Origin of the sequence: Desulfosporosinus acidiphilus SJ4 (assembly GCF_000255115.2) — a bacterium.
In the GTDB taxonomy this organism is placed as follows: Bacteria; Bacillota; Desulfitobacteriia; order Desulfitobacteriales; family Desulfitobacteriaceae; genus Desulfosporosinus; species Desulfosporosinus acidiphilus.
Genome location: NC_018068.1, coordinates 63399 through 79743, shown reverse-complemented (window position 1 = coordinate 79743; position 16345 = coordinate 63399). Strand labels below are relative to the sequence as shown.

At 43.0% G+C, this 16345-nt stretch carries 17 protein-coding genes; all 17 read right to left on the bottom strand.

Translation table 11 applies throughout. The features are described from left to right. Positions 1–31: 31 nt before the first annotated feature. A complete protein-coding gene (locus DESACI_RS00375; protein WP_014825211.1) occupies positions 32–736 on the bottom strand; it encodes a DUF881 domain-containing protein in 705 nt (234 codons plus the stop codon). Continuing rightward, the gene (locus DESACI_RS00370) at positions 736–1446 is read right to left on the bottom strand and encodes a DUF881 domain-containing protein (RefSeq protein WP_014825210.1); all 711 of its coding nucleotides are present in this window, start codon (positions 1444–1446) and stop codon (positions 736–738) included. The genes DESACI_RS00375 and DESACI_RS00370 overlap by 1 nt, the downstream gene beginning before the upstream one ends. A gap of 127 nt (positions 1447–1573) precedes the next feature. After that, positions 1574–2023 (bottom strand): nucleoside-diphosphate kinase, encoded by a 450-nt coding sequence (ndk, locus tag DESACI_RS00365; RefSeq protein WP_014825209.1) that lies wholly within the window; start codon positions 2021–2023, stop codon positions 1574–1576. 26 nt (positions 2024–2049) lie between these two features. Beyond that, entirely contained in the window at positions 2050–3954 is a 1905-nt protein-coding gene (gene ftsH / locus DESACI_RS00360; protein ID WP_014825208.1) for an ATP-dependent zinc metalloprotease FtsH, read from the bottom strand. Between the two features lie 95 nt (positions 3955–4049). After that, entirely contained in the window at positions 4050–5465 is a 1416-nt protein-coding gene (gene tilS / locus DESACI_RS00355) for a tRNA lysidine(34) synthetase TilS (RefSeq protein ID WP_014825207.1), read from the bottom strand. 232 nt (positions 5466–5697) lie between these two features. Further along, on the bottom strand, positions 5698–7458 hold the full coding sequence (locus DESACI_RS00350; protein WP_014825206.1) for a formate--tetrahydrofolate ligase: 1761 nt from the start codon (positions 7456–7458) through the stop codon (positions 5698–5700). A gap of 332 nt (positions 7459–7790) precedes the next feature. Then, positions 7791–9890 carry a SpoIIE family protein phosphatase gene (locus tag DESACI_RS00345; protein ID WP_014825203.1) on the bottom strand — a complete coding sequence of 700 codons (2100 nt, stop codon included), beginning with the start codon at positions 9888–9890 and terminating at the stop codon, positions 7791–7793. Positions 9891–10226: 336 nt separating this feature from the next. Then, positions 10227–10616 (bottom strand): S1 RNA-binding domain-containing protein, encoded by a 390-nt coding sequence (locus DESACI_RS00340; protein ID WP_014825202.1) that lies wholly within the window; start codon positions 10614–10616, stop codon positions 10227–10229. A gap of 101 nt (positions 10617–10717) precedes the next feature. Continuing rightward, positions 10718–11029: an FtsB family cell division protein gene (locus tag DESACI_RS00335; RefSeq protein WP_014825201.1), complete on the bottom strand. Its 312-nt coding sequence runs from the start codon at positions 11027–11029 to the stop codon at positions 10718–10720. Next, positions 11004–11246 carry a sigma factor-like helix-turn-helix DNA-binding protein gene (locus DESACI_RS00330; protein WP_014825200.1) on the bottom strand — a complete coding sequence of 81 codons (243 nt, stop codon included), beginning with the start codon at positions 11244–11246 and terminating at the stop codon, positions 11004–11006. The genes DESACI_RS00335 and DESACI_RS00330 overlap by 26 nt, the downstream gene beginning before the upstream one ends. A gap of 149 nt (positions 11247–11395) precedes the next feature. Further along, positions 11396–11890 carry a spore cortex biosynthesis protein YabQ gene (gene yabQ / locus DESACI_RS00325; RefSeq protein ID WP_014825199.1) on the bottom strand — a complete coding sequence of 165 codons (495 nt, stop codon included), beginning with the start codon at positions 11888–11890 and terminating at the stop codon, positions 11396–11398. Positions 11891–11931: 41 nt separating this feature from the next. Then, positions 11932–12210 carry a sporulation protein YabP gene (gene yabP / locus DESACI_RS00320; RefSeq protein WP_014825198.1) on the bottom strand — a complete coding sequence of 93 codons (279 nt, stop codon included), beginning with the start codon at positions 12208–12210 and terminating at the stop codon, positions 11932–11934. Between the two features lie 109 nt (positions 12211–12319). Further along, positions 12320–12586, bottom strand: coding sequence for an RNA-binding S4 domain-containing protein (locus DESACI_RS00315; protein ID WP_014825197.1), 267 nt, complete (start codon positions 12584–12586; stop codon positions 12320–12322). 109 nt (positions 12587–12695) lie between these two features. Continuing rightward, positions 12696–12971 carry an HU family DNA-binding protein gene (locus DESACI_RS00310; protein ID WP_014825196.1) on the bottom strand — a complete coding sequence of 92 codons (276 nt, stop codon included), beginning with the start codon at positions 12969–12971 and terminating at the stop codon, positions 12696–12698. An 84-nt stretch (positions 12972–13055) separates the two neighbouring features. Then, a complete protein-coding gene (yabN, locus tag DESACI_RS00305; protein ID WP_014825195.1) occupies positions 13056–14513 on the bottom strand; it encodes a bifunctional methyltransferase/pyrophosphohydrolase YabN in 1458 nt (485 codons plus the stop codon). Positions 14514–14621: 108 nt separating this feature from the next. Next, entirely contained in the window at positions 14622–15188 is a 567-nt protein-coding gene (gene spoVT, locus DESACI_RS00300; RefSeq protein ID WP_014825194.1) for a stage V sporulation protein T, read from the bottom strand. A 159-nt stretch (positions 15189–15347) separates the two neighbouring features. Continuing rightward, entirely contained in the window at positions 15348–16316 is a 969-nt protein-coding gene (locus tag DESACI_RS00295; RefSeq protein ID WP_014825193.1) for a peptidyl-prolyl cis-trans isomerase, read from the bottom strand. Between the last annotated feature and the right edge of the window lie 29 nt (positions 16317–16345).

Sequence of the window (16345 nt, the reverse complement as noted above, 5' to 3'; positions counted from 1 at the left end):
TATAACACATTAAAATCTTAAAATTCGGATATTATTGAGAAGCTGCCGGTTTGGCATATTTAAATGTATATGCCCCTTTAAAGGAAGGAATCGTCAATGTTTTTCGCGTGATACTTACAGTCTCTCCGTTTTGCTTTAACCCAGGTGCTTCCACTTTAGAGAAATAATCGTAGAGCGTGTCTTGGTCTCCAATGGCATCCAACTCATAGGGTATTCCTTCAACCCGATTAATTGGTACTGTGTTCACTAAAATTGTCGAGCTGCCGCTTAGTACAATAGCAGTTGTGCTGACAATCCGTTGCCCGTTCACACTAATCGCTTCAGCTCCGGCATATTTCAATGTATTAACCATTCTGGCAATATCCTCAGTGCTTATAGGAAAAACAACATTTTTTCCACGATCATCAATACTTATTTGTATTCCGGGACCTTCTACCACTTGTGTCCCCTCGAGAATTTGCAGTTGCTTTAATTGATCCAGCACCTGGGGATCTGTACCTACTTTTTTCCGCGCATTATCCAACTCTGCTAGTAAATTCTGATGCTCTTTCTGAAGCTGAGCATTTTGTGCTTGCGAATTTGCTAAAACAGACTTCATTTGACTTAAACGCTCGGCGCTGATTTGTTCTGCTGCCGAAACATTTTTTTGGGTTTGAACCTGCAGAGAAATGAGGAATCCCAAAGCAATAGCAACTAACGTTACAGGAAGGGCCAAACTTCGTTTCCAGCGCTGCATCATGATCCCTCCTTAACAGGTTGAGCAAAGCGATATGATCTCAGTTTGCCTGCCGGTATCGTTATATCTTGCGCAATCTCAAGTTTACGGGTGATCCCATATTGTTGTTGAAAATCCCCCAGCCTATCCCAGCCATAAAATTTGAGTGCTGCTGTGAGATTACCTTTATCACCGATGGCATCAATAATGTAGGGCGGCATTTGCCGGGTACCATTAATTTGGATAAAAGAACCTCCGCAAAAAACCTCAGTATTCGTAGTAACCCGTTCTCCATTGACTGCAATCGCCTCTGCCCCGCCATTCCATAGGGCGTTAAGTATTACTCGAATATATTGTTCGTGGATAAAATAATTTTTTAGATCTTCATCCCCCTGAGCAGTACGTTTTGAATCATCAAGAGTAATCCGTATCCCCGAACCCGATACGGCCACAAGGCCGGCATTCATTTTTGCATCTTGCAGCTGCTGATTGGCTAACGTCGAGGCACTTTGACCTTGCGCATATTTCGCAAGTTCTTGCCTCAATTTATCATTCTCCACAGAAATCTGCTGATTCTCCTGCTCTGTCTGGATTAAACTTGGCACTGCCGTCTCTTGTCCAAGGGCATCTTTACCCGCAACCCCATGTGCTTTGAGCAACATTACAAAGAGTAACCCAATTAACAGGGATCCTAAACCCAACAAGGATCGTTCCCTTATTCTCAACTGCATTTCATTGCCACCTCCAAAACAGTGCAAAATCTTCAAAAAGGACACCCTTATGGGCGTCCTTATTTTAATATCAGAAATTTCAAATCTTTAAGCGACTAAGCGTAAATTGTTTGAGCCAGGGAAAATTCTATTCGCTTAACCAATCTTCACCGGCTTTAGTATAGTCAACGAGTTCCTCAGATTTGAAATAAAGGGCAATCTCTCGTTCAGCACTGGCCACAGAATCCGAACCGTGGATTACGTTCCGGCTGATATCCATTCCATATTGCCCCCTAATTGATCCAGGATTGGCATTCGCAGGGTTTGTAGCTCCCATCAGCTCTCTGGCTAAGGCCACAACATTTTTACCTTGCCAAACCATAGCAACAACTGGTGAGGACATAATGTAAGCTACCGTTGGCTCAAAGAACCCTTTGCCCTTATGTTCAGCATAATGAGCTTCAGCCAGAGAGCGATCTACTTGGATCAGCTTCAGCCCCACAAGCTTAAACCCCTTATCTTCGAGCTTAGCAATAATTTTTCCAACTAACCCCCTCTGAACCGCATCTGGTTTCAACATCAGAAATGTTCTCTCCATACATAATCTCCCCTTCTAAATAATCTTTATTCGATCTTGTTTAGTTCTTCTTCTAGGGTTTGTGCAGGCAGATCTTCTGGTTTCTTTTCCAAGTTGACGGTCAAATCATTGTTATTTTCAGCAGCAGGTTTGTCAAATTGAGCCATCAATTCTGCAAAGCTGTTCACATCCAAGGTTTCTTTCTCCATCAAGGCCTGGGCAATAGCATGAAGCTTGTCTATATTTTGCCGGATTAAGGTCTGAGCTTTTTGATAACAGTCATCTATAATACGGCGAGCCTCTTTGTCAATCGCATAGGCTACCGCGTCACTATAGCTCCGGTCGCGAGAAATATCTCTGCCCAGAAAAACTTGTTCTTCTTTATGCCCGAACGTCAACGGCCCTAATTCTTCGGACATACCCAGTTCGGTAATCATTTTACGAACGATTCCGGTGGCACGCTCCAAGTCGTTAGAAGCCCCCGTGCTGATTTCATGCAAAATCACAGATTCGGCTACGCGCCCGCCTAAGAGCATAGTAACTTGATCCAGCAGCTGAGATTTTGTCATATAATTACGGTCTTCTTTAGGAAGCAGGAGAGTGTATCCGCCAGCCCTTCCACGCGGGATAATCGATACTTTATGCAGAGGGTCTGTATGAGTCAGCAGTTCGCCAAGCAAGGCATGGCCCGCCTCATGGTACGATACAAGCTTCCTTTCAAAATCACTCATAACCCGAGTTTTCTTCTCCGGACCAGCGATGACTCGTTCAATGGACTCTTCTATGGTTTGCTGTCGAATTTGATTTTCTCCTCTGCGGGCAGAGAGAAGCGCCGCTTCATTGAGCAGATTAGAAATATCGGCTCCTGTAAACCCGGCAGTTCGACGCGCTATAACCTCCAAATCGACCTCTTTAGTAATTGGTTTGCCCTTCGCATGGACTTTTAAGATCTCTTCACGCCCTTTGACATCCGGCGCATCAACAACGATCTGCCGGTCAAACCGACCGGGACGTAAAAGTGCAGGATCAAGAACATCAGCCCTATTGGTCGCTGCAATAATAATCACGCCATCGTTGCCGTTAAATCCATCCATCTCTACAAGGAGCTGGTTCAAAGTTTGTTCCCGTTCATCATGGCCGCCGCCCAAACCGGCACCCCGCTGTCTTCCGACGGCATCAATCTCATCAATAAAAACAATACAAGGGGCGCTTTTTTTTGCCTGTTCAAAGAGGTCACGTACCCTGGACGCACCAACCCCAACGAACATTTCAACAAAATCAGACCCGCTGATACTGAAGAATGGGACACCTGCCTCCCCTGAAACTGCACGGGCAAGCAACGTCTTCCCAGTTCCCGGAGGTCCGAATAAGAGAACCCCTGTGGGAATCTTCGCCCCTAATTCGTTAAATTTCTTAGGAAACTTCAGAAATTCAACGACTTCCTGAAGTTCCTCTTTAACCTCATCTGCACCTGCAACATCTGCGAAGGTAACCTTTTTCTTGTCTTCACCGACAAGGCGTGCTTTACTTTTGCCAAACTGCATAACTCGATTCCCGCCGCCTTGACTTTGCTGCATCATAAAAAAGAATAGGCCTACGATAGCAAGCGTTGGAAGGAGTGTAGATAAAAGTCCAACCCACCATGGCGACTCTGTTGGCTCAGATAAATTAAGGGGAACTCCATGAGCTAATAAATCTGAGGCAAGCTGCGGATCATTGGCATAGCCAATCACATCATGCTTGGTATCGTCATTTAAGGTGACCGTATACTTAATCGAATTGTTTTCTATAATACCCGAAACATCTTTAACCTGGTTAGCTGCAACATCTTTTTTAAAAGTATTGTAGTCCATTCCCGCGTCTTTGTTCACAGGAGGGGCCGACCATTTAATTAAAACAATTGCCATAAGAATTATAAGCACATAAATTGTTGCGTTCTTAAAGACCTTCAAATATGGTCCTCCTCTCTAGTTGGCCAATCGCCTAAGCTCACTAAGCAATTCCACATATTATACCATGCTGAATTTCTTTTTACAATGAATCCAAATTAGAATTCCCAGTTTGTGGCTATCATCACGCAATATACTTTTGGGGCGTTTTTCTTAGGGCGCCACAACCCGCTTTGACGAAGATTCGGAATCCAAAGTACTTCGTTGCCAACGGCAACTAAAGGAACATTATTTCTTGCTGAGGAATTAATTTTTGCCTCTTGAAATATCTTCTTTAGAGACTTGTGCCCCACACCGGGCAGCCACATTTTATCTCCTTGTTGACGTGTCCTACACACAAGGCGGTCACGGGTCTGGGTCAAGAGTTCTTTATCGAAAATGACAATTTCGCTTAAAACATCTTGCGGCGTTTCCTTGACTAACATGAACTCTTCCTCCGTCAACAGAGCAATCTCCGCCCCGTAACCCGGAATCTCAAAACGAGTTCCTAGTTGTAAAGGAATGTCTGAAAAAGAAAGTATAGATTCCTTCTCTATAGCCTGGGCTTTATTATAAAACCATATACCTTCTTCTGAAATTTTTACAGTCAGTCCGGGCAGCTCTTGGCTCCATCCCGGCTTTCCCCGAGAGGACATAATCTTAGCAACATAAGTATAACTTAACCCTCTTGGCTCCTGACTCACTAACATTGCCGCTTGCCGCAAGAGACGGGAGAGAATCGCTTCCGGTTCCTTAAACGCCTCAAGTCTTAAGCCAACCGCATCGGTTTGACTTTTTAAAGCATAGAGATCCCAAGCTTTTTTCATTTGTTGAACTAAATAATCCTGATCCCAACGCAGAAGCTCTCCCATCCTCCCCAAGGCTTCCTTCAGCCTTGGATTATAATCTCGTTCCAAGGATGGTATGAGTTCCAAGCGAATTCGATTTCGAACATATACCGGCTGATGATTTGATTGATCAATGGCATAAGGTAACTTTTCCAGCTCGCAATACCGAAAAATATCCTCTTTCGTAAACGTCAGCAAGGGGCGAATAATCGAGTCTTTTGACGGATATATGCCAGCTAAGCCTGCAGTCCCGCTGCCTCTTAGAATCCGATAGAGAATCGTCTCGGCTTGGTCGCCTAAATGGTGCGCCGTGGCTAAAAGAGTACACTCTTCCTTGCGCATATCCTCCTGCCAGCGAGCATACCGCCACTCTCTTGCAGCCTCTTGAAACGACTGCCCCATATCATGAGCGTACCCTTTGGAATCGAAGCGATGAGTCAGGCAGGGGATTTCCCATAGATCTGCCATTTGTTGAACAAGCTCTAATTCCTGGTCAGATTCCTTTCGTACTCCATGGTGAACATGAGTGATAACGAGGGAAATTCCTCGCGTAGAATCTTCATGCATATATCTCCAAAGTATGTGCCCTAAAGCCATAGAGTCAGGTCCGCCTGACACAGCGACCAGTATTCTGGAATCCCTTGGAATCAATTCAGGTAATATGTAAGTACGTAATTTTTCGAACATCTATGATTCTCCGCCTCGGTTAGATAATGTTTATTATTAAACATTATAACCTTAACATTCTCTCCGAATAAACACAACGTCATACTTCAATAAAAACTTTCGTTTACAAAATCTTTTTTGTTTATCGCGAACCAAGGTGAAATAAAAGGATTAAACTTTCGAAGGAAAAGACCCCGATTTCTCGGGGCCAGACTAGTTCAAGCATCTATAAAGTTTTTCTCTTGTTGCGATTTTAGAATAAACCGCTGACTTTACCGGTTTTAGTATCAACGTCGATTCTTCTATAAGCGGGGTCAGAACCCGTTCCGGGCATCAGTGTAATTGTTCCTGCCATGGGGCATAGGAATTTAGCGCCGCCATAGACTAAAATGTCGCGGATCGGTAATCTCCAGCCTTTAGGAACCCCTTTCAATGTCGGATCGTGGGATAAACTTAAATGAGTTTTTACCATCATCGTTGAGAAATCGGCATAGTGTGGATCCGATTCGAATTTTTTTGCCTTTGCCTCTGCCTCCGGTGACCAATCCACACCGTCCGCACCATAGACTTCTTTAGCGATAAGCTCAACACGTTGGCGAAGGGGCATTTCCAGAGGATAGAGACATTTGAATTCGGATTTTTCTTGGCAAGCATCCATAACCGCATCGGCCAATTCCAGAGCGCCATCGCCGCCCTCAAGCCAGTGGTTGGAATAGGCACAGCGTGCCCCTGCTTCTTTGACAATCTTCTTAACCAGATTAATTTCTGCTTCAGTATCCGTATAGAAGCCATTTACGCAGACAACAGGTACAATACCGGATTTTTTAACGGTCTTGAGATGATGGAGTAGGTTAGCACACCCTTTTTCCACAAGCTCAAGATTTTCTTGAACATACTCTTCAGGGATCGGTCGGCCAGGTACCACAGCTGGTCCGCCTCCATGCATTTTTAAGGCACGTATTGTAGCCACCAGAACGGAAACATTCGGTTTTAAGCCGCCCAAACGAGCCTTGACATTCCAAAACTTTTCAAAACCGATGTCAGCGGCAAATCCGCTCTCCGTAACATGATAATCAAACATTTTAAGGCCCAGACGATCTGCAATGATCGAAGACTGTCCGATGGCAATATTAGCAAAAGGACCGGCATGCACCATAACAGGCTGACCTTCTGCAGTATAGCAGATTGTAGGGTTAATTGTGTTGCGCATCCAGGCAGTCATTGCACCGTCAACTTCCAGATCCTTAGTAGTAACCGGTTCACCTTTCCTATTGTAGCCCACAATGATGTTGCCGATCCGCTCTCGCAAATCCGGAAGATCTTTGGCGATCGCTAATATAGCCATAAGCTCAGAGCTCACTGCAATTCCAAACTTAGATTGCATCTGGAAGCCGTCTTTTTTTCCGCCAATTCCAATAATGATATTTCTTAATCCTTGAGCCGCGAAATCAATAATCCAACCCATTTCAACATTTTTGGGATCTATGTCTAAACGTTTTAAGCCCCTTCTGGTGAGCTCTTCATCAGTATAGTTAGCTTCATGCTGCATCCGTGCATTGAGAGCAACCATGGCTAGGTTATGTGCATTCATGATATCGTTTATATCTCCGGTTAGGCCGAGAGAGAACTCTGTCATGGGAATTAATAAGGCGTTGCCTCCGCCCGCAGCGGTTCCTTTAATATTCATGGTGGGTCCCCCGGAAGGTTGACGAATTGCACCTCCGACATTTACTCCCCGTTTTGCCAATCCTTCAATCAATCCTAAGGACGTTGTGGTTTTCCCTTCGCCGAGAGGTGTTGGAGTAATAGCTGTGACCTCTATATAATAACCGTCAGACTTGTTCTTGAGCCGTTCCATCACTTTTAGAAAATCGACTTTCGGGGTTTTCCCATAAGGAATCAACTCGTCCTTTTCAAGTGACAACTTTTCTACCAATTGATCAACCGTGGGCATGGTTTTTTCGGCTTCTTCGGCAATTTGCCAGTCTTTAAGTTTTGTTGCATCCCAAGCCATAATTATTCGCTCCCTTATTAAAAATTTTTCTTCCCGACTAAGCAGGTATAGAAAGCTTGACAACTGGTATTGTTCCACTGGATATGGCTTAATATTAAAAGAAGTGTCCCTCTTTTAAATTAATTCTATTAGAAAGTATAACTTTTAGTTGTACAACCGACCTTGTGTGTTGGCGACTAATATACCAGCAGAACTCAGCTTGATAAAAGAAACTCCTTTCCCGATCTAAAGTATCCCTAAACAAAGAGTCGTTAGAAAAGACACAATAGTTTGATTCGACACACATTTCTGATTTCCTGCTGCTTTAGTAATTAAGGTAATGTTAATATTTCTCATTCATTCCAATAGTTTTTTCGAATAACGAGAATAATTCCATCATCTTCAAGAATTCCATCCGAGAGCCTGTGTGCCTCGTTGCAGAGTAAATTTGCCACTTCTTGAGAATTAAGAGAAGCAGACTGTTCCAAAACTCCCTGAATCCAATCCAAATCAGTTTTCACAACATCTTGAACTCCGTCGGTAATCAACACCAACGTTTCTCCATTCTGCATTTCATCATCAATAATGGGGATATCGATTTGATTTAAAATACCTACGGGAAGACTTGAAGAGGAAAAAGTTTTTACCTTCTCAGAAGAAATAAGATAAGAAGGAGAGGCCCCTGCTTTTATTAATTTCAAATTTGTCGATTCTAAATCGAGAATTGCCATATCAATGGTTACAAAACTTTCCTCAGGAGAACGCAAAACCAAGATAGAATTTAAGGCCTGGATTGACCCCACCGGATCAAATCCGGTGGTAAGCAACTGTTCCAGTAGTGTAAGAGCCGTGGCACTCATTTTGGCAGCCTTCTCTCCCACACCCATCCCATCGCTTAAAATAAAGGCATGCTGATTTGAGGAGAAAGCAATCGAGGCATAGTTATCCCCGCTCATTCCGCTGCCTGATTTTGTAAAGGAGGCAATCCCCACATCAAGGAAATTGCGCCGCCGTCGTGCTAAATTCGAGGGTTTCACTACCTCCCAGTTGTGCCGGGTATGAAGTTCTTTAGCGAGATTTCCAATTACCTGAGAGACATTAAGAAATTGCCGGGATAAAGCCTCCTGATTTTGGACAAGACGCCGCCGCCAAGTTTCTTGGTTCTTTTCCTGCTCTAATATAAACTGAACTCCTAATAACATTTCTTTTAGCCTTCCGCAATGTCTCTTCCACTCCACGGGCAAAGCCTGTAACTTTACATCAGGCTCATTCTCAACTAACCTAAAAAGTTCAAAGAAGATGTGATAGGTCTTATAAAATTCTCGCTTCCAGCAGACATCAACCGTTGGACAGTTATAACAAACACGTTCCACCAAAACATTCAACAATTCCGGAACTTCCTGCCGTGCCTCAAAAGATTCAGTCTCTGCCGCTTGATAACTTAAAGCAATTTGATCAAAGATCTCAGCCAGAGCTTTTACTTTAGAGACAGTTGTCTCAACCTCCGGGATTGTTTTAGGCTTCAGAAAGTCCCTCTGAGGTGTAACGCCAGGCCAAAGAAAAAATAAAAGCAAACCAATCACGGATGAAATCAACTGTGAATAAACTGCCTCTTGGCGCAAAAAAATGGTCAGCATTAGCATAACAGCGATAAAAGCCGTACCGAGCCCGATTTTTCCAAATCTCCGAAAGGCACCTGTACAAAAACCGGCAAGTCCATAAATACCGGCAGCCACTAAATTGTCAGTGCTTATGGATAGCTGCGGCAAAAAGCCAAGAATTGCACCTACCCCCGCTGAAGTGCCGGCTCCATAGCGTTCAGATACAAATAGCGTAAAAAAGCTCATCAGGACAATGGCAAAATTAATCTCCTTTACTTGAACACCTTGAAGCCCGCTTATAATTCCAATTAGAATCAAGAGCCAGGCTATTCCTTGTTCCCGCTGAAATTCTCCCCTCCAAATTGCCTCTTTCTGCCCCATAGCGAACCAAAAAATAATGGCAAAACCTCCTGCTAAAATGCTTTGCAGCGCCGCTGAGAACAAGGCATATGTGTCCGGATTTGACAAACTCAAGGCCAGAGAGGAAACCACTGCTACCATAACAGCAGTAATAAGAATTAAATAAACTCCCTCATGCTTTCTTCTTCGAATGAAGGGCAGCAGCACAAACATAGCGGCTAAAATTACCGTGATTTGAACCACTGAGGACACATCTTTCAAGGTTGTGATACCGAGGGTAATTGTTCCTAATATGATCCCCAATATCCCAAACAAGGCCCCATAATCACCCAGTAAAATAACTGCAGCTCCAAAGGCAATTCCAAAAGGATGCAGCCCTAATAGGGTGCCCCGTGCTAAGCACCCTCCAAAAATAAGGGGCAGAAACGTGTTTTCCATAGAAATCCTGCTTCGCAGGCCTTGGTTAACTTTTAAGGTTGCCCATTCAGCCATAAGATCACCTCTTACCTTTTTATGGTAATATTATAGCTTAAGGAAATAGCAAAGCTTGTCTACAAAGGGCATGTAAGTAAAACAACTTTCGACCTCGTTCATTCATAATCTCTGAATGCCCCTGCCAAAAGCCTGTACTCTCTTAAAAGCCTCAACATTTTTATATAGAAAACTCGGCTTGTGCCGAGCTTGCGAAGGCAGAAGCCGTTAGTTGCACTGATAACTTATGCTTCTGGAAAGTAACTGACCGAAGATTATACTTTCCAGCTAGTATATAGAAAACTCGGCTTGTGCCGAGGGGGAAAAATAAGAAAACCGCCATACGGCGGTTAATTCTTAATATCTGCTCGAGCCCCTTCCTCCACGCTTGGATTCTGTGGCGCGACGAAATTCTGTCTGACGTTCATCACTGTCTTTTATAAACTTGGCCAATTTATCCTCAAAGGACACCGTTGGCTGAACTCGGCGTTCACGACTCGTATTGCGAACAGTGGGATTAGCTTGTTTTATAGAGAGACCAATTTTTCCCTTTTCATCGACGTGAATGACTTTTACCTTAACATGATCCTGTTCCTTTAAATAATCTCGTACATCCTTGACATAAGCATCAGCAACCTCTGAGATATGTACAAGTCCGGTTACCCTATCCGGTAATTCGATAAACGCTCCAAAGTTCGTGATCCCGGTAACGACTCCTTCAACAATACTGCCAACGTCAATGGCCATACGAAGTAAACTCCTCCTTGTGATGATGATCTATCTATACATGTTTATATTATATGCAGTAAATTTCGTAACTGTCAAGGTTTTAAAAAACAATGTTTTTTCTAATTCTTGGGAGAAATGAGAATTTCGCCATGCTTAACAAGACCCAACTGTTCCCGCGCCAATTGCTCAATATAACTTGGTGTATTTAACTGAGCGATTTCCTCATGGAGTGAGTTTTCTTGTTTAACTAAATCTTCTTTTTCTTGAGTCAACTGAGTAATCTGTTGTTCAACTGAGACATGGAGTTTCCAAAGCTGCCAAGCGGAGCTGCCGGCCACAACAAAAACAAGGAGCAAAAGGAAGATTGTTCCTGGTCGAAGATGCGACTTACGTCGTTTTATCGGTTTAATCTTCTGTTGAGACTTCTTCATCCCAATCTGCTCCCCCTAAACCAAGCTCACCACTTGGAATAATACATACAATCTCATACCCCTTGCTCCGGGCACGATTTAGCAAAGTGGCTACAGAGCTTGAACTAAGCTGAAGTTGCTTGGCTATATTTTCTAAAGATTTTCCACTTTCTTTAAGAATCACTGCCTGACGTTCTCGAAAGCTAAGTTTTTCCAAGCCTCTGATTTCAATTTGCACTGTGGCACACCCTTAATTCATTAGTTATGCACATTATGTGGATAACTATGTGGACAAATTTTGTACAAAATGTGTACAAAGAACTTACAAATGGCTACACACATCATTATAGCTACTCCTAAGGTGTGAATCAACCCCCCTGACATATTTTACCCATTGGTCCTAGGTGGCCACATCTGTCTCCACCATTCCTTTATAGCCATCGGCAAACCTAATAAAGGCCGGTAGATTATATGTTCGCCAATACGGTAAGAAAGTAAGCTAAACCAACGCAAAATAGCATAGGGCGGGCGCATCAGCAGAACAAGCCCTCGAAACGGTATCATTATCCCTCTGACGAAAAGTTTCAAGAGGTTGGCAATCATTTGATAAACCATTAAATAACCTCTTGTCAAATAGCGGCTTAAAACTCTCAAATAAAGAATGAGTCCTAAAAGACTGCCCCAAACATTGTAAAATCTAAAGGCAAGTGCATTGGCCCTAAAAAATAACCGGTAGAGGATTAACAAGGCGACAAGAGAAAAGAGGATATCTCCTCCAAACGTTACGATGGGTCCCCACCCCTGCCATCGCCTAAACGTTCGAAAAAAATCAAATACGACTCCGACCATCACTCCTGCTGCGATGACCCAAAAAAACGTCATGAATTCTGAGATAGTCCTTCCTCCTCTCTAACCTAAACTTCCTAGCGAAAAATCTTATGCATTAAGCCCTGCCGGGAGCCTCCTCCTGTTCCTCGATGATAAATAAGAGCACTGACAAAGCCCTCGATGTCTACCATACTTTCCTCAAGGTTAAGCTGCTTAATTCCTAATTGTTCCCCTTTAATACTAAGAACTCCTAATTCCGTTTCCAGAATAATTTCTTTCGGATCAAAGGACTGAACCTTTTTTATTCCGGTCAACGCAAGGGTTTCTCGGTTTTCCATGACAAGGCGATGTCCTTTGCCAATATAATCTGCCATGCCCCATCCCCTCCAACACTTTATTCTTCTTAAACCCTATTCAGCTTCACTGTCCTTTAGACATAGGGTTTGTTTTAATAAAAGAAAATCAAATAAAGACAGAGTCCTTTCAATAAGACTCTGTCTTTCTCTCATCTCTGATTAACTCATAGAGAGTGTGGGCTTCGTTTGCTTTTATATTATTGGGTGTTGCTAAAACTTTTACTTCTACAACATGGTTCGCAATCTCAAGGATAATTTGATCTCCGGGTTTAACTTCTGCAGAAGGTTTGACAATTCGTCCATTAATACTAATCTTTTCTCCCACACACACATCTTTAGCCACTGTGCGTCGTTTAATCAGGCGGGAAACCTTTAAAAATTTGTCGATACGCATAAGTTTCTGTCGTTAAACCTCCCTCTTCTGATGCTGTCCGGACAGTGCCCTTATTAAAAATCAGGTTCCAGTAATACCGGAACCTGATTTCTCACAAAGCATTAAGACCTTATTTTTGGACAGCGTCCTTAAGAGCTTTCCCCGCTTTGAAACCAGGCACTTTTGCAGCGGGAATAATGATTGTTTCTTTAGTTTGTGGGTTTCTTCCAGTTCTCTCAGCACGTTCTTTTACTTCAAAGGTTCCAAAGCCCACTAATTGAACTTTTTCGTTTTGTGCTAAAGATTCTTCAATCGTGGCAAAAACGGCGCTTACGGCCTTTTCTGCGTCCTTCTTGGACATTTCTGCCTTTTCAGCAACTGCACTTACCAATTCAGCCTTATTCAAACTAGTCCCTCCTAAATAACTGATCTTATCACGTAGACTATATTTCGCGATAAAAAATCATTCTCCTGCTTATCCCGCGGAATATTACATTAATTTACCGTTTTTTTCTTGGAATTTTGCCCTTTCCCAAAAAACATCCATGTCCTTAAGGGATAAGTGTTCAATTTCCTGATTCTCTTGGTGAATAAGTTCTACCATTTTGAGAAAGCGCCTCTGAAACTTATGTACCGCCTCCCTGAGAGCTTCTTCTGCATCCAGTTTAAGAAATCTTGATACATTTACCAGCGCGAACAATAGATCCCCAAACTCTTCACGAATACCCACCCCAGTTTTCAAGGCATCCTGCAGCTCTTGCAATTCTTCCTGGACTTTCTGGAAAGGACCTTCGAGATCGGTCCAGTCAAACCCAACTTTAGCCGCTTTGCGTTGTGTTGCCGAAGCCAGCATCAGTGCCGGTAAACCTTGCGGATCGCTGAAAAAGGCTTTTTCCTTTTTTTCGCCGGCTTTTTCTTCCTGTTTAATTCTATCCCAAGCCTGAATTACATCATCCGCAGTTTCAATCGTCTCTTCACCAAAAACGTGTGGATGCCTGCGCAGCAACTTTTGAATAATACCTTGTAAGACATCTTGAATTTCAAATTCTTCGTTCTCTGAAGCAAGCTGGGCATGAAATACAACTTGCAGTAATAAGTCTCCCAACTCTTCACACAAATTATACATATCCTCTTTTTCAATGGCATCCAACACTTCATAGCTTTCTTCGATCAAACAAGGCTTCAGGGTTTGATGATCCTGTTCTCTGTCCCAAGCACAACCGGCGGGAGAACGCAATACCGCCATTATTTGCACCAATCTAGCCCAGGAAATGACCTCCGAACACGGGGGCAAGACAATCGTTGTTAAATGATCGAAGGTTCCGTGATCCACTTCAAAAAGAGGAAGCTTGTCCACCTGTTCTCCGGAAGTACCCAACCCACGAACAATAAACACATCTGCCCCATCGGGATAGAACCGCATGAGATCAAGCTTTACCTCCGAGGCAATTAAGCGGTTATAGACCTGAGGAACAATAAGCCATTCCCGTCCTGTCAGGTCCGAATCTTTGAGAGCATCATAGTTTCGGATAAGCACTCCCTCAATAGGATCAAAATTCAGTACCCGGAAAATTTCATCCACAAAACTCATGGCAGGATGAATAATTACTCTATAGTCCTTTTCCAAGTTTTTGCGGATAAGTTGGATTGTCTTTTCGGCAACCATAGGATGTCCCGGCACAGCATAGATGACCTCCGAACCCTTTTGCAGCTCTGTTTTCAATCGTTCGGTAATTTTTTGGTACACCTCCTCAAAGGAAGCTTCAGAATCATAAACGTCATCAAAGGATTCCAAGGAGATACCTTCCGCCAATAATTCCTGAACACAAGGGTGCTGCGAAGTTCTCACAAAAACCTTCTTAGCATCACGAAGACGACGGTAATTCCCTAACGTTAATTGTTCAAGTCCCGAAGGACCCAGTCCAATGACATGAAGACACGAGGACATTTTCTCACCTCCTGAAGCTAGTTTAGCATAAAGTAAAATAAAGCGGGAGTACCGCTTTATTCTTATAGACTGAAAGCATAATTATTTCACTACTCTCTGGAATTGTCCCTATTGCTCCATCTGTTTGGCCAGAAAAACCGCTGCCGTCTCAACCAGTTTAATTTCTAAATCTCCCATCTTCGCATTGGGCTCTTTTGAAATGATCATTACCGACCCAATAGGGTCTCCTTGAGAAATAATTGGAGCAATCACTTCACAGACTACTTTAGATTGATCCTCTTCATCGCTATCATTAATTTTGGCTGCACTATTGTCACCGGAATTAGTTAAACCTATTTGAAGTGTTCTCCTTTCTTCCATAGCTTGTTCAACGGAATGATCTATTGGTTTATTTAAGTACTCTTTCTTCGAAGCCCCTGCCACGGCAATAATTGTATCACGATCCGAAATACAAGTGATGTGCCCGGTCGCTTCAAACAGAGAATCGGCATACTCCTTGGCGAACTCCCCCAATTCTCTGATGGGGGAGTATTTTTTTAGGATAACCTCCCCTTCTCGATCTACAAAAATTTCTAACGGATCACCTTCCCGGATGCGAAGAGTCCGACGAATTTCCTTTGGAATAACGACCCGGCCAAGGTCATCAATTCTTCTCACAATACCTGTTGCTTTCATAGGTGCACATTCCTCCTTTGTTCCCGAAAACTCATTTCGTTCTTTTCTAATTACTATTTCAAGTCAATGATAGTATATATCTAGAGTTTGCCAATTATTCATTATTTTCCAATGCACAACAAAAGAAGGCAAAATAATTCGCCTTCTTAAAAACACTCTTTAGCTTGCCGGTTGGTACCCTTTGGCATATTCAATCTTAGAATTTTTCTTCAAGTCATCAAAAAATGTTTGAAACTTAGTGTCTTTAGCCTCATTGAACGCATCTTGGGCCACTTGAGTCTTTATGCTTGCAAAATCCGGTGTACTGGCAGGCGTATGTGCTTCAACATAAATAACATGATAACCAAACTGCGTTTTAACAGGAGTTGTGGAAAAGGTTCCTACTTTCTGGGCAAAAGCCGCCGCTTCGAACTCCGGAACCATTTTCCCTTTGGTGAAAGTTCCGAGATCTCCTCCCGACTCTTTGGCTCCCGGTTCTGTGGATTTTTCTTTAGCAAGTTGCTCAAACAGAGGAAGAATTTTTTCGTTATTTTTCTGGGCTTGTTCTAACTGCGCGATAATCGCTTTGGCATCGGCTTCTGTCTTAAGTAAAATGTGATGGGCAGTAACACTTTCGGGTTGACCGTAATTCGCTTTGTTTTTGTCATAATACGTTTGTACCTCGCTGTCAGTCGGCTGTTTGACATCCGAAGTTATCTTAGTATAAACCGTTAAAAAATTTGTCAACTCTGTTTGAGACATGCCTTGTTGGCTTAACATAGACTGAAATTGAGCATCTGTACCCATATTCTTTTTAATCGCATCTTCCTGGCTCTTAATCGAAGCATCTGCCGTATTCAGCTTAAGTTTCTTGACCTCTTGGGCCAAAAGCTGTCCTTCAATCATACGATCAAGAACTTGACTTTTAATTTGTGTTAAGGCTTGTTTCCCTTGATCCGTGTCAAACTTCATACCTTGACTCTCATAGGTTTTTTGTACATCTGCCACACGAGCATCATAATCCTTGATGAGAATTGGGTCCCCATTAACTTGGGCCACCCATTTACCATCTGCCGATGAAGAGCAGCCTGCAGTTATCAACACCAACATTATAACGCCAACTAGTATCCCGAGCCGGGACTTTTTCATTCCGACACACCCTTTCAATTCACTTAGTC